Consider the following 12,993-nt stretch of genomic DNA (forward strand, 5'->3'; position numbering starts at 1 on the left):
TCGCGTATGCAGGAAAACAAAACAAGCATCCTCAAAAACGGTTGTTTTTGGAGATGCTTGTTTCATTCTACTGTGGAAGGACGCAAGCCCCTGCTTATTTGAAATGATGGCAGAGCACTTTCACAGCATCATCTGCAATAATCGTTTTCCCGTATTCCTCAAGAACGGCTAGGGTTACAGAAGAAGCTTCACCGAACTCAGATAAAACAGCGATCAATGCTTGATACTTAGTTTCCTCAAGATCAACAGGTTCTAGCTGTAAAATATATTTCCCTTTATACGAATAAAGGGTACCACCTTCCATAAGAAGGGGATTAATTACTTTGGATACACGCAGCAGATCTTCAAAATCACGGAAAGCATAGGAGATCAAATCGCTTTGCTCAAGCGTAACTTCCATTTCGTACACTTCTTCAGCTTCGTGATCGTCATATGCATCAGAACTTGCATACAAATCAAGCTTACCTCTGGTCACAATTACAACCATACCTTGCGCTGGAAGTGCGAATACCTCAACAGCAAGCGGGCCGGATGGGTCAAATCCGAGCTCGGAATATGCTTGATCCATCATTTCACTAAACAATTCGTGTACTTTCGGAATTTCTCTCCACATATCGTCTTTTTGAATTCCACGTTCAGTTAAGTCATCGAATGTTAGGAAAATCCGTATCTTATCCTGACTTAAGCGTTCTATTTTCATGATAGGATCCTCCTTTGAGCTCTCCAATGGAAAGCTTGCATCGAAAGCATGGTCACCTTATTTCAATCAGAATATGTTAGAAAAATAAAAAGGTGAGCCACTGAGCAATAAATGGACATGCATCCATCTATTGTTTTCACCTATCATGTTAACACTAAATCTGAGCAATTGCACGCGCAAGTTATGTATAAAAAGAAAAAGCACAGCCGGCCCCGTGGGTATGCCAGACTGCGCTGAGTGCTTATGTTTATTGAATTGTTGCCGTGCTTACTTTATTATCTTGCAGAATTTCATTGACTGTTGCTTTCAAATGCGGGTCTTCTTTAACAATTTTCTCCACTTGATTTAGCCCGTTTGTGCTCGTAGAAGAGAAACTTTTGGCCACTGAATCTCCAAATGATTTGCTGACGAAGGTGTCTTTGGCCTTGTCCATGACATTCCCCATCGACTCACTTGATGAACTAAACGCAGAGAAAAGCATTGATTTGCTTTTTCGATTGAGATAAATGACAGCAGCCGCTCCTGCAATACCTCCGAGCATAAATGTTCCTAATTTCATTGGATCTCCCTCCATGATCAGTAGTATGAATCCTTTATAGGTTGTACGAGTTTAGAAGTGGACATACGCCTCAGGAGAAGGAAAACATAGGAGAATTGACATCTGCGAAATGTGATTACATTTGTGGTACTATAAGTGAAGACCAACATGTAAGGATCTGAGGTGAAAACAAATTATGAATAAGAAAGCTAACACACTACTCCTGACAGTCATGCTTCTATTGGCTGCCTGCAGTGCAAATCAAACCGAAACAAGTCCCACTGCGACGACGAGCTCGGCGCCAGCAGCGCAAGTGACAACAAGCCCTAGTCCAACTCCAACACCTACCGCGACACCTACACCATCACCAACACCAACACCAACACCGACGGCACCTGTCAAGGAAGTAGTTCAGAAGACCTATCACATGAATAAGAACTATGATATCGTGCCTAACGACCCTAATGGTAATAAAAAAGTTGTCCTTCTTACCTTTGATGATGGACCGAAAGAACAAGCGATGAATCAATCTCTCATTGATATTTTAAACAAACATAAGGCTAAAGCGATCTTCTTTTTGAACGGCTATCGCATTAAGCAGAAGCCTGAGCTCGTTAAGCTTATACACGACAGTGGACATATCATTGGTAATCATGCTTGGGATCATGACAATTTGAAAGACATGCCGAATGAGAAGATCGATAAACAAGTCGATGATGTCCAGCAAATCGTGAAAGAACTCACAGGCCAGGCGCCGCAATTTTTCCGTCCTCCCTTTGGTTCGGGCAATGATTATTTGAAAACGAAAGTTAAAAACAACAAAATGCTCTATATGACTTGGTCAAATGGTTCCTTAGATTGGGACATGACAAATAAAAATAATGATTCAAATAAAGTCATAGCGAATGTGATGCAGCAGCTTCATAATGGCAGCAATATTCTCATGCATGAGCTTCCATGGACTGTGAGCGCCCTCGACACGCTGCTTACGCAATTGGAGGAAAAAGGCTATGCTTTTGTAGATCCGAACGCTATAGAGCTTGAAATGCGCTAGCAACGAAATAAGAGCCATACGACTGCCACGTTGTTTCGTGGTTGCGTATGGCTCATTTTAATCTCACAACGAGGAGTACTTAATCCCCCAAACCGTTAAACTCACCACCAAAGTAATAAATAACCAAAGCAGTGTCATATAAAAAAGATTTGTCCATTTACCTTGCTCTGAAGGATGTACGGCTCTACGCGGCGGTAAATAGGTGTCATCCTGCTGCTTCTCCTCCACTCCTGGATTCGACCGCGAAGCTACTCTTTCTCCTACACTCATGAACCTTGATCTTCCTCCTTGCTAAACCGTAATATGCATCCCATCACCATATCAATCATAAAGTGAGCAATTATTGGTGTCCATAGGCTTCCCGTATGAAGGTAGATCCAACCTAAGCCATAGCTAATACAAAAAACCATGCCAGTCATGAGCCAATGCTGTAAATAGCGAACATGAATGGCAGCAAACAAAATACTAGTCCAGTAAGGCCCCCAAGCATGCTGAATCGCGCCCCGAAATAGGACTTCTTCACAGATAGATACGATAAAAGAAATAAGTGCAATATGCCAAAGGGCCCTATTCCCAAAAATCATTTGATTAATGCCGCCATCATCTGCGACTTCTTTGGGTACCCACCTAGAAATAAGAAGGTCTATACCAAGAACAACTACCGCAAATAAACAACCCCAAATAAGGACTTTTGGGCCTCCTTGAAACGATAACGCAGAAAGAATCTTTGAATTACTCTGAAATATCAAGATGATAATTCCGATAATAAGCGTAAGCAGTTGTGTGATGTAAAGATTCAGCAATAATGTCCTGTCATTAAGTTCATTGATGTCAACCTTCCCAATACGAAGGTTCTTAAAATCAAATTTTTTCAAGGAAGCAACCTCATTTCCTTATATTATTCCTTTTTTATGCTGTTTGACCTATACTAAACAAATATAAAAGACAACAAGGAGCTTGAATTATGGAGAAGCGTCTTACCCGCACTGATTATTTATTTGCCCTCATGTTTATCTTTATGCTGGTCTGTATCCTTGGCGCCTTTTTCTATGGCTTACGATTAGGACAAACGAAATCCGATTTAAAATACGATAAAATATTACACGCTGATCAAGCGTCATCAGTCCCCGAAATAGGCGCATATGACCAGCAAGTACTAGTGTCATATTACCATACCATCTTTTTACCTTTTAGGGAATTTCAGAATAAATGGTTTGAATTGCTGAGTCAAATTGAGATGGATAGCTCCGCCGTGGATGCTTCCGCAGTTCTGAAAGAGCTAAGTAAAATTGCTGCTGATAAATACAGCACACTTCAGAGCAAAAACATGCCTGCCTCTTCTCCACTGCTCGTACAATCACACCAAGGCTATCTCAAAAGCTTAAAGCTATTTGCCGATACTTTAACTAATTTCCAATCGAAAGCCAATGCGCAAAGCCATACGCAACTGCTTGAAGCCATTCAGAAGGATGCCTACTTCCTAGAAGCCAAAACACAAGCCTTAACTGCTCAGAAAAATTATTTCGATTCTATTCTCGTTTGGAATGGCACCCTGGATCCGGATATCGAATATTTCGATGCCAACAATAATGCCAATCTCGATCAATGGCGTGCCATGAATCTCAACGTGAAGAATGTATATATCACCGCGAAACTACTGAAAAATAAATCATTCTCACCTTTTTATCCGCAGGATTTAACAATTAGGATAGATGAGTTCATCGCTTCAGGACAAACTAAGAAACTGAATGTGGCTGACGTGAATCAAACGATGGAGCTATTGTTGAGCACAAATGCTGTTCGTACGGGAGACTTTGTCAAAGGGAAATCGAAATGGTACTCCAATGAAACGCTGCCTCAATTACCTTTTTTCTCGGATGTGAATTGACACAAAAAAGCTGATGATTTGGTCATACGACCACCTCATCAGCTTTTTATTTTAATCGTACTGGAAGCCGCGGAACATGGCTATTGCCGCCATACCTCCGTCAACATTAATGACACGTTCAAAGCCATTTTCTTTTAAATATTCCGCTACGCGTAGACTGCGCATTCCATGTGCACAAACAATATAGATATCTTCGTCTTCGGGTAGTTCTCCCATGCGGAGCGGTATTTGCTGCATTGGAATTAGTTTGGCTTCCTCCATATGGTAGTAATCCCATTCATGAGGCTCTCTTACATCAATGATGGCACTATTTCCTAGTGTTTTCTGTTCAACAGCTTGGAGAAAAATTTGCGGATAAATGCGATTGATTTCCATTTTCGTACACACTCCTGCTTCCTTGAATTCAGATCTATACTTTCACTGTACCACACCCGAAAAAGAGGCTCAAATCTTAACAAAATATCATTGCTTTCTGAACATTCTTGCTTTAAAATAAACGGAAAGCGATAAAATATATGTAAATCCGAACAATTTTGACGTTCATGTGAAAATCGTTCGACATGTATTGACACGATTTCGAACGCATGGTAATCTATAAAAAATTCTATATCACAGTACAGCGTTGACGGAGCCAAGCAAATAAAGTAGCTTTCAGAGAACCGGTGGTTGGTGAGAATCGGTAGCGAACACATTGCGGAGCACTCCAGAGTTATTGCATTGAAGTTTAGTAGATGCAATCGGGTTAGGAACACGTTACAGTTCCAGGTCGCAAGACCAAATGAGGCTACCCATGCGAATGGGCGGCGAACTAGGGTGGTACCACGAAAGCAATCTCTCGTCCCTTTGGCTACAGGCTAACTGTCTGTGACCGAGGGCTGGGAGTTTTTTTATGTTCAAATCTAAGGAGGAAACGAATTATGTACAAAGTTCTAGTATCCGATCCAATTAGTGACATGGGAATTCAAATGCTTTATGATGCAGCTGATGTTGAAGTGGTTAAGCAATCTGGTCTATCCGAAGACGAACTCATTGCCATCATCGGTGAGTACGATGCCCTTTTAGTTCGTAGCCAAACTAAAGTAACAGAAAAAATCATGAATGCCGGCACGAAGTTGAAAGTAATCGGCCGCGCTGGTGTTGGTGTCGACAATATCGATTTGGAAGCAGCAACAAAACGCGGAATTATTGTTATTAATGCACCTGACGGAAATACAATCGCAACTTGCGAGCTTACCTTTGCTATGATGATGGCAACAGCTCGTATGATTCCACAAGCTTACAAGAAAACAGTTGGCGGCGAGTGGGATCGTAAATTTATCGGCGTTGAGCTTCGTAACAAGACACTAGGTATTCTCGGAATGGGACGTATCGGTAGTGAAGTTGCGAAACGCGCAAAAGTATTCGGCATGGAAGTTATCGGCTATGATCCATTCTTGACAGAAGAGCGCGCTGAGAAAATGGGCGTTAAGCTAGGTACCGTCAACGAAATCGCTGCACAATCTGATTTCATTACGGTTCATACACCACTCACACCTGAAACGCGTCACTTGATCTCCAGAACGCAATTCGAGCTTATGAAACCAGGTATTCGTATCATCAACTGTGCTCGCGGCGGTATTATCGATGAGTTGGCATTGGTAGAAGCGATTGATCAAGGCATTGTTGCTGGAGCAGCGTTCGACGTATTTGAAGTGGAGCCGCCAACGAAGGATCACCCTTTCTTGACGAACCCTAAAGTCATCGTAACTCCTCATCTTGGCGCATCAACGATCGAAGCACAAGAAAACGTGGCGATCGACGTATCTGAGGAAGTTCTTCACATTCTTCGCAATGAGCCATTTAAAAACGCAGTAAACATGCCTCCTGTACCAGCAGATGTGCTGAATAAACTACAACCATACTTCAGTCTTGGTGAAAAAATCGGATCTGTGCTTGGTCAAATCGCCCAAGGTGCTGTATCTGAAATTGTAGTTAACTATGCGGGTGACTTAATGGATGTGGATACTAGCCCTTTAACACGCTATATTGTAAAAGGAATTTTCCAGAATCAACTTGAATCCATCAACATCATTAATGCGATGCATCTTGCTAAGTCACGTGGCGTAAACATCGTGGTACAAAAATCAAATGCGTCCAATAGCTTCACTAACCTTGTAACGGTAACAGTGAAAACGAAACAAGAAGAAAAAACGCTTGCTGGTACTTTACTTGCTGGCTTTGGCGAACGTATCGTCCGTATCGACCAATATCCAGTTGACTTCGCTGCTGAAGGTAACTTGTTGCTTATCTCTCACAACGATAAACCAGGTATTATCGGTCGTGTTGGGACACTTCTTGGAAGCAATCAAGTCAACATCGCGACAATGCAGGTTGGACGTAAAGTGATTGGCGGTTCCGCAATCATGGTACTGACGATTGATAAAACAGCTCCTGCTGAAGTCTTAGCTGATCTAACAAAACAAGATGAAATCGTGAATGTTCGTGCACTTACGCTGCAATAAGCACAAATTGTTTCACGAACAACAAGATTTTGTCTGAATATTCTACAAAATAAAGGCGAATGCTGAGTCTCAACTCCGCATTCGCCTTTTTCATGTGTCGAAATTCGCGCAATTTTCTGTTTATTTGTGTTCGCAGGGTAAGCAAATGGTAAATGTACTTCCTTGCCCCCACATACTTTGTACCGTAACACTGCCATGATGGGAATCAATAATGTTTTTTACAATGGCGAGGCCAAGTCCTGTCCCCCCCGAGGAACCGCGCGTACGCGCTTTGTCCGCCTTGTAGAAGCGTTCAAAGATGAACGGCAGATCTTCGGCGGGAATCCCCTGCCCCTCGTCGACGATCTCAATGCGGATGGCTGGCCGCTCCTTGTACAGGCCAGTCTCCGCCTTCAAGGCGATACGCGCCCCTGCGGGCGTATGCCTGAAGGCATTGTCGAGCAGGTTCGTTAGCACCTGCTCCAACCGATCCTCATCCGCGCGATGCAGGATGAGAGGTTCTTCTGGCAGCGCCACGCTTAGCGCGATGCCGCGCTCTTTGGCCAGCACCGCGAATTTGCGGTGCATGCGCTTCACCAGGGAGTCGATTTCGACCTCCCTGAAGACAAGCTCGAGATGGCCGGCTTCCATCCGCGCCAGATCGAGCAGGTCACGGACGAGGCGCCCCATGCGGAGCGACTCGTCGTGAATGACCTGCACCAGCTCCACGCGTTCCTCCGGCGTGGAGGGAATATCGTCGAGCAGGGCTTCACTGTAGCCCTGCAGCATCGAAATCGGCGTACGCAGCTCATGCGAGACGTTCGCCACGAAATCCTTGCGAAGCTTATCGAGACGCTCTTCCTCCGTCACATCACGTAGAACGGCCACAGCGCCGCGTACTTGATCAAGGGAATAGAGCGGCGTCATCGCCACGGACCACACGCCATTTTGCACATGAAGCTTGGTAGCAGCTTCTGCCGAATCATCGACAACCGCTTCAAAGAGAGGAATCAACGGCACGGGAATGGGACTGGCGGAGGATGGGTTGCTAAAGCTTATGAGTCCCCAATCTCCAAGTGAAGTATCCGGTTGAGGGAACCGTCTTGGCTCCCCTTGATCTTCTGACCATTCAATCGTGCCCCACTCTTGAATAATCTTCTCCCCTTGCGGGTTACTGAGCATGACTGAACCATTCACATCAAGTGTAATGACCGCATCTGTCATACTGCGAAGAATGCTCGATAAATGTTCTTTCTCTTGGCTGAGAGCATGAATACTCTCCTGCATCTTCTCGCCCATATGATTAAATGTTTTCGCCAACTCACCAATCTCATCCTTGGATAGGATCGGTACGCGTGTTCCGTATTCCCCCATCGTGATGAAATCAGCCGCTTTCTTCAGTTGCTGCAGCGGCCTTGTGATTCGCGAGAATAAGAAGAAGGCGAAGAAGGTAGTCATCAGAAATCCTACAATCGAAACATAAACAAACAATCTTAACATATAGGATTGAGTTGCTTCTAAGGATTGTAAGGACTGATACAGCAAGGTGGCACCAACAATCGCACCCTCCAAATTAAAAAGCGGAACCGCAACAACGAGATATTCAGTCCCCGATTCAAATCGGCCTGTGCCTGCTCTATTCACTTTTTTATCTAGTGTTTGACCCTCAAAGACCGGTTTAAGCTCCTCTGGCTTGTAAAAATCGGAGACGTGGAAGTTAACCAATTCACTGCCTTGCGTTGTTGGAATAACCATTTCTTTCAAATCTTTAGAAATCACCAGCATGCGCGAATCCTGGAAGCTTAGCAGCTCATTACTTAACGCATAAAACTGTTCATTATACATGTGCTGAGAGGCTTCTTCTGACAGTTTGGCAGCCATCGTCTTCATATGTTCCTTTTGATCTGTTGCCTGCGAGAAATAATTTTCCATATAATTGACAAGAAAAAAGCCTAGTATGAGCAAGATAACCCCAACTAGGCCAATAATCGTTAACCACAGCTTTCCTACGACACTTCTGAAAATAAACACTTATTTAGGCACCTCTAGCTTGTAGCCTACACCCCACACGGTCGTAATCATCGCTGCAGCATCCGGGGATACTTTGTTTAATTTTTCACGGAGTCTCTTCACGTGCGTGTCAACGGTACGTAAATCACCGAAAAATTCATAGTTCCAAACATCCTTGAGAAGCTCCTCACGCGAGAAAACCTTATCAGGAGAAACAGCCAAATAATGAAGCAATTCATATTCCTTCGGCGTTAGTGCAACTTCCTGACCACCAGCGGTTACACGATGTGCATCATGCTCAATAATCAAGTTCGGGAAAACAATATTATTGCTGGAGCTTGCATCCTTGGATAAGTACGCTGTCGCCGAAGAGCGACGAAGAATAGCTTTGACACGATAAATCACTTCGCGAGGTGAGAACGGTTTGACGACATAGTCGTCCGCTCCCACTTCAAATCCACTCACACGGTTCGTCTCTTCGCCCTTCGCTGTCAGCATGATGACTGGCGTGGACTTTACTTGACGAAGGCGAGCACACACTTCGATGCCATCAATGCCTGGCAGCATAACGTCAAGCAAGATTAGATCAAAGTCGGTTTCGGTTGCCATCCGCAAGGCGGATTCGCCATCTTCCGCTTCTTCAATGAGATAGCCTTCTTTCTCTAAATACATGCGGAGCAATCGGCGAATACGTTCTTCATCATCTACAACGAGTATACTAGGCTTCAATTCCATCGAGCGTCACATCCTTTTTATTGTACGTGCTTGATTTTATACACCTGCATAGGAATGCAGACCTGCTATCACTAAGTTCACACCGACTAAGGTAAACATAACTACGATAAATCCAATTACGGTTAACCATGCGGATTTCTTACCTTGCCAGCCTTTGGAAAGACGAAGATGTAGGAATACGGCATAGAATAGCCAAGTGATCAGCGCCCATACTTCCTTCGGATCCCATCCCCAGAAACGACCCCAAGCTTCCTGTGCCCAAATCATTGCGAAGATGAGTGCACCTAGTGTAAAGATGGGATAGCCAATCGCAATCGCCCGATAACTGATTTCATCCAGATCTTCTGCATCCATTCCTTTTACAATCGGGCCAATCGCTGCTCCTAACGGTTTACGAGCAACTAGACGAGCTATCGCATAAAGGATTAGCCCCCCAAGAATGGACCAAATAACTGTGTTTAATTTACGTCCAGCGCTTGCCCCTTCCATCCAGGATGGTGCTGTAAATAACGGCTCAGACATACCTAGAAAAGACTTCATCTCAACCACTTGGGTATCATAAGGTTGCACAATCGGAGGCAATACATAAGTTTCTGTTGTATGATTCGTTTCCTGAACACCTTGAGCGTTCGTGACAATGACATCTTTGGAGAATACAGCTTTGTAACCTGATCCATTAAATGTAAATATCGAAGCAATAAATGCCACAAGCATTAAAATAAAGAACAAGGTTAGCTCGACACCTCTTTGCTCTTTTTTATCCGTTTTCGTAGTCCCCTTATAGTCCACAGCACGAAGTAGATACATCAAGCCACCAGCAAAACCAACGGCGAAGAAGGCTTCTCCGGTCGCTGCGGTTGTCACGTGGATTTTAAGCCAATAGCTCTGCAAGGCAGGAATCAACGGCTGTACCTCACTTGGGAAAACAGAAGCATAAGCAATGATGATAAATCCAACCGGCAACGCGAATACCCCGAGAACCGGTGTCCGATAAATGAGATACACGACCAAGAATGCAGCCATGATCATCATTCCGAGGAAGGTCATAAACTCATACATATTAGAAGTTGGGATATGATCCCCTTCTGCCCATCTTGTGAAGAAGAACGTCACTTGACACGCAAAACCGACTACTGATGTGATGAAAGCAACGAATCCCCACTGCTTCGTGTGATCTTCCGGCTTCCGGTTGCTCCACCTTTTGCCGGTAATCGATAGGACAAACAGGAAAAATGCGAGCAAATATACGAAAAAAGCAATAAGTAAAAATGTGCTGCTGACAGAGTTTACATTCACCCCTGGTTTCCTCCATTTGCTAATGTTTTCGGTGAAACTTCCAAACCATTCTTATTCAGTGCGGCAGCAACTTCATTCCGAAGTCCAAACCAATTCTTGTTCGTGTGGCCGCCGAGCGTAAGCTTGCCATTATCAATTCGAATCCAGATACGGCGATGCTGCCAGTAGAAGCCCATGATGACACCGATCATAAAGATCGCGGAACCCACCCAGATATACGGCATCGCTTTATCTACGCGAATGTTCAGGTAGGTTGTATAGTTCGCAAACTGGACACCTTCCATGGAGCCAACTGCAATTTTCAACTTCTGGCTAATTGCACCATTAATCGTATCTTGTGAGAAAGACTCCTTATCAATTTGCCTTGGGAAATATAGATAAGGTTCACCTTTTTCGGCGAGTCCTGGTCCTGTAATGCTAAAAATAAATGCTGGGGCCTTCGGTTCATTCGACTTCGAGATCGGTTGACCTTTCTCTAAGCCAAACTCTGGGAAGAAGCCTTTCAGCGTAAGCTTATAGGGTCCTACCTGATAGGAATCCTTCGGATTATTCATCGGTAGATCAAAGCTGCCATACGTCTCGCCTGTTGTTGGATTGCTAAGTGTAGGCTTCACCGAGATCAGCAGTGGTGTCGCTTTATAATCAAACTGATAGGCTTGCAGGCCTTTGTAATTCAGCGGATGATTCACGATGATGTTGGACTTATGGACTTCTTCCAGAACTGGCGATTCTGCCCCATCCTCACAATTCGCGGTACAATGATACAAAACGGCTTGCGTCTCATATGTTTTTGGAACGATCTGCCCTTTGGCTTTAATGCTTTCAGGAAGTTCCTGCTCATCATAAAGCGTAAGTGTAAACTTCTCGTTTTTAATATAATACGACGTATGTGGGATTGGCTTCGTTTCGCCTTCTAGAATGCCCATGTATTGATCCATATGCCAGCCAGGAATACTGCGCATCAGCACGCCGATTAAGAAGATAATGAGTCCAATATGATTGATATAGGGACCCCAACGGCTAAAGCGATATTTCTCAGCAAGAAGAGCGGAACCATCGGTATGTACACGGTAATTTTTTTTGCGTAGAAGCGCACCAAACTTGTTCGTCCAAGCGATCTCATCCGTACCTGCAGGCAAGTCAGTTACAAATGTAACATTTTGCCTAACTAGAAAATTGATATGCTTGCGTATTTGCTGCTTGGATAATGCCCGATACAAGGGGAGAACCCGGTCCAGACTGCAAATGACGAGAGAAGTCCCAATCATGAATAATAACGTGATAAACCACCAGGAGCTGAAGGTATGAGAGAAGCCTAGAAAGTGATAAATACTCCCCAGTTTTCCATAATTTTCTGTGTAATATTGGGTCGGATCCATGTCCAGAAATGTATTCTCTTGTGGAAAAATCGTGCCTACAGCTGAAGCTAGCAATGTAATGAAAATGATCCATACTGCTATTTTGACCGAGGAGAAGAAATTCCAGACTTTATCGAGCAGGGATGGATCTGATTTCTGCGAACGACGAGCCATGCCATCATAGCGCATTTCCAGAATGTCTCTGCCATCGATATCGATCAGCGGATTGCCACACGATTCACACAGCGTGGTGCCTGTGGGGTTCTGATGCCCGCAATCGCATTTGGTATTGTAGAACATGATGACCTCCTAAAAACATTGAGCATGCGTTCGCATTACAATTTACTAACCAAACTAGACAGCGTCTCATCAATATAAGACTCATCCATCTGGCCTATTTTTTTCACAGCTATTTTGCCATCTTTCCCTATGAAGAAGGTTGTCGGATAATCCATGACCCCATACAATTTGCGTACGACCTCATTGGCATCCAAAAGTACTGGCATATTTAATTTGTATTGCTCCATGAAGCTTTGTACGGTAACTTTGTTCTTGTCCACGTTGACCTCTAGGAATACAACATCCTGACTCTTATACTTGTCATACATCTTCTGTAAATCAGGCATTTCTTCTTTACAAGGTGGACAAAACGTCCCCCAGAAATTCACTAACACGACTTTTCCCTTATAGTCAGAGAGCTCGTGCGTCTTGCCATCTAACCCAATTAAGGAGAAGTTTGTCGCTTTATCTCCTTGCTGTGGATACTTCTTGCTCGCTGAAGCAGACAAATTTGTAATAATCGTAAACACGCCAATAATGAGCACGATTGCAAAGATCCCAATCTGTACCCACTTCTTATTACGACCCACTGTTAATCACCTTCGCTTTTTCGACAATGTTAGTTTTTGCATATCGAATTATACCCTTATTATAA

Annotated in this window: 13 protein-coding genes and 1 other annotated feature; of the genes, 3 read left to right on the forward strand and 10 right to left on the reverse strand. The window is 43.9% G+C overall.

Annotation, left to right across the window (positions count from 1 at the left end; translation table 11 throughout):
- Nucleotides 1-94: 94 nt before the first annotated feature.
- Nucleotides 95-700: a genetic competence negative regulator gene (locus AC58PQ_RS01950; protein ID WP_477595147.1), complete on the reverse strand. Its 606-nt coding sequence runs from the start codon at nt 698-700 to the stop codon at nt 95-97.
- Between the two features lie 247 nt (nt 701-947).
- Entirely contained in the window at nt 948-1,259 is a 312-nt protein-coding gene (locus tag AC58PQ_RS01955) for a hypothetical protein (protein ID WP_497240303.1), read from the reverse strand.
- A 175-nt stretch (nt 1,260-1,434) separates the two neighbouring features.
- On the opposite strand from AC58PQ_RS01955, the gene AC58PQ_RS01960 reads away from it, so the two are divergent.
- Nucleotides 1,435-2,292 carry a polysaccharide deacetylase family protein gene (locus AC58PQ_RS01960; protein WP_497240304.1) on the forward strand — a complete coding sequence of 286 codons (858 nt, stop codon included), beginning with the start codon at nt 1,435-1,437 and terminating at the stop codon, nt 2,290-2,292.
- A gap of 63 nt (nt 2,293-2,355) precedes the next feature.
- Here the strand turns inward: AC58PQ_RS01960 and AC58PQ_RS01965 are convergent, their stop codons facing one another.
- Complete coding sequence (locus tag AC58PQ_RS01965) at nt 2,356-2,562, reverse strand: hypothetical protein (protein WP_497240305.1); 207 nt, start codon at nt 2,560-2,562, stop codon at nt 2,356-2,358.
- Nucleotides 2,559-3,167 carry a CPBP family intramembrane glutamic endopeptidase gene (locus tag AC58PQ_RS01970; RefSeq protein ID WP_497240306.1) on the reverse strand — a complete coding sequence of 203 codons (609 nt, stop codon included), beginning with the start codon at nt 3,165-3,167 and terminating at the stop codon, nt 2,559-2,561. Before AC58PQ_RS01970 ends, AC58PQ_RS01965 begins: the two co-directional genes overlap by 4 nt.
- Before the next feature lie 89 nt (nt 3,168-3,256).
- Between AC58PQ_RS01970 and AC58PQ_RS01975 the strand changes: the two genes are divergently transcribed.
- The gene (locus AC58PQ_RS01975; RefSeq protein ID WP_497240307.1) at nt 3,257-4,180 is read left to right on the forward strand and encodes a hypothetical protein; all 924 of its coding nucleotides are present in this window, start codon (nt 3,257-3,259) and stop codon (nt 4,178-4,180) included.
- Between the two features lie 51 nt (nt 4,181-4,231).
- Here the strand turns inward: AC58PQ_RS01975 and AC58PQ_RS01980 are convergent, their stop codons facing one another.
- Nucleotides 4,232-4,555, reverse strand: coding sequence for a rhodanese-like domain-containing protein (locus AC58PQ_RS01980; RefSeq protein ID WP_497240308.1), 324 nt, complete (start codon nt 4,553-4,555; stop codon nt 4,232-4,234).
- Between the two features lie 238 nt (nt 4,556-4,793).
- Nucleotides 4,794-5,026, forward strand: a binding site (T-box leader).
- A gap of 71 nt (nt 5,027-5,097) precedes the next feature.
- Here AC58PQ_RS01980 and serA point away from each other — a divergent pair.
- Nucleotides 5,098-6,681 (forward strand): phosphoglycerate dehydrogenase, encoded by a 1,584-nt coding sequence (gene serA / locus AC58PQ_RS01985; protein ID WP_497240309.1) that lies wholly within the window; start codon nt 5,098-5,100, stop codon nt 6,679-6,681.
- Nucleotides 6,682-6,801: 120 nt separating this feature from the next.
- Here serA and AC58PQ_RS01990 read toward each other — a convergent pair whose 3' ends face one another.
- Genes AC58PQ_RS01990 through AC58PQ_RS02010 form a run of 5 tightly spaced genes read right to left on the reverse strand, consistent with a single transcriptional unit; the run spans nt 6,802 to nt 12,928 of the window.
- On the reverse strand, nt 6,802-8,691 hold the full coding sequence (locus tag AC58PQ_RS01990; protein ID WP_497240310.1) for an ATP-binding protein: 1,890 nt from the start codon (nt 8,689-8,691) through the stop codon (nt 6,802-6,804).
- The gene (locus AC58PQ_RS01995; RefSeq protein WP_057312096.1) at nt 8,692-9,405 is read right to left on the reverse strand and encodes a response regulator transcription factor; all 714 of its coding nucleotides are present in this window, start codon (nt 9,403-9,405) and stop codon (nt 8,692-8,694) included.
- Between the two features lie 36 nt (nt 9,406-9,441).
- Nucleotides 9,442-10,701 carry a cytochrome c biogenesis protein CcsA gene (gene ccsA, locus AC58PQ_RS02000; RefSeq protein ID WP_497240311.1) on the reverse strand — a complete coding sequence of 420 codons (1,260 nt, stop codon included), beginning with the start codon at nt 10,699-10,701 and terminating at the stop codon, nt 9,442-9,444.
- Nucleotides 10,698-12,359, reverse strand: a complete 1,662-nt coding sequence (resB, locus tag AC58PQ_RS02005) for a cytochrome c biogenesis protein ResB (RefSeq protein ID WP_497240312.1) — start codon at nt 12,357-12,359, stop codon at nt 10,698-10,700. The genes ccsA and resB overlap by 4 nt, the downstream gene beginning before the upstream one ends.
- 35 nt (nt 12,360-12,394) lie before the next feature.
- Nucleotides 12,395-12,928: a redoxin domain-containing protein gene (locus AC58PQ_RS02010; protein WP_497240313.1), complete on the reverse strand. Its 534-nt coding sequence runs from the start codon at nt 12,926-12,928 to the stop codon at nt 12,395-12,397.
- Between the last annotated feature and the right edge of the window lie 65 nt (nt 12,929-12,993).

This window comes from Paenibacillus sp. J22P143, assembly GCF_059692035.1.

Excerpts from the sequence above, each read along its gene's own strand:
- AC58PQ_RS01950 (WP_477595147.1), bottom strand. The coding sequence starts at position 700 with ATGAAAATAGAACGCTTAAGTCAGGATAAGATACGGATTTTCCTAACA.
- AC58PQ_RS01955 (WP_497240303.1), bottom strand. The coding sequence starts at position 1,259 with ATGAAATTAGGAACATTTATGCTCGGAGGTATTGCAGGAGCGGCTGCT.
- AC58PQ_RS01960 (WP_497240304.1), top strand. The coding sequence starts at position 1,435 with ATGAATAAGAAAGCTAACACACTACTCCTGACAGTCATGCTTCTATTG.
- AC58PQ_RS01965 (WP_497240305.1), bottom strand. The coding sequence starts at position 2,562 with ATGAGTGTAGGAGAAAGAGTAGCTTCGCGGTCGAATCCAGGAGTGGAG.
- AC58PQ_RS01975 (WP_497240307.1), top strand. The coding sequence starts at position 3,257 with ATGGAGAAGCGTCTTACCCGCACTGATTATTTATTTGCCCTCATGTTT.
- AC58PQ_RS01980 (WP_497240308.1), bottom strand. The coding sequence starts at position 4,555 with ATGGAAATCAATCGCATTTATCCGCAAATTTTTCTCCAAGCTGTTGAA.
- serA (WP_497240309.1), top strand. The coding sequence starts at position 5,098 with ATGTACAAAGTTCTAGTATCCGATCCAATTAGTGACATGGGAATTCAA.
- AC58PQ_RS01995 (WP_057312096.1), bottom strand. The coding sequence starts at position 9,405 with ATGGAATTGAAGCCTAGTATACTCGTTGTAGATGATGAAGAACGTATT.
- resB (WP_497240312.1), bottom strand. The coding sequence starts at position 12,359 with ATGTTCTACAATACCAAATGCGATTGCGGGCATCAGAACCCCACAGGC.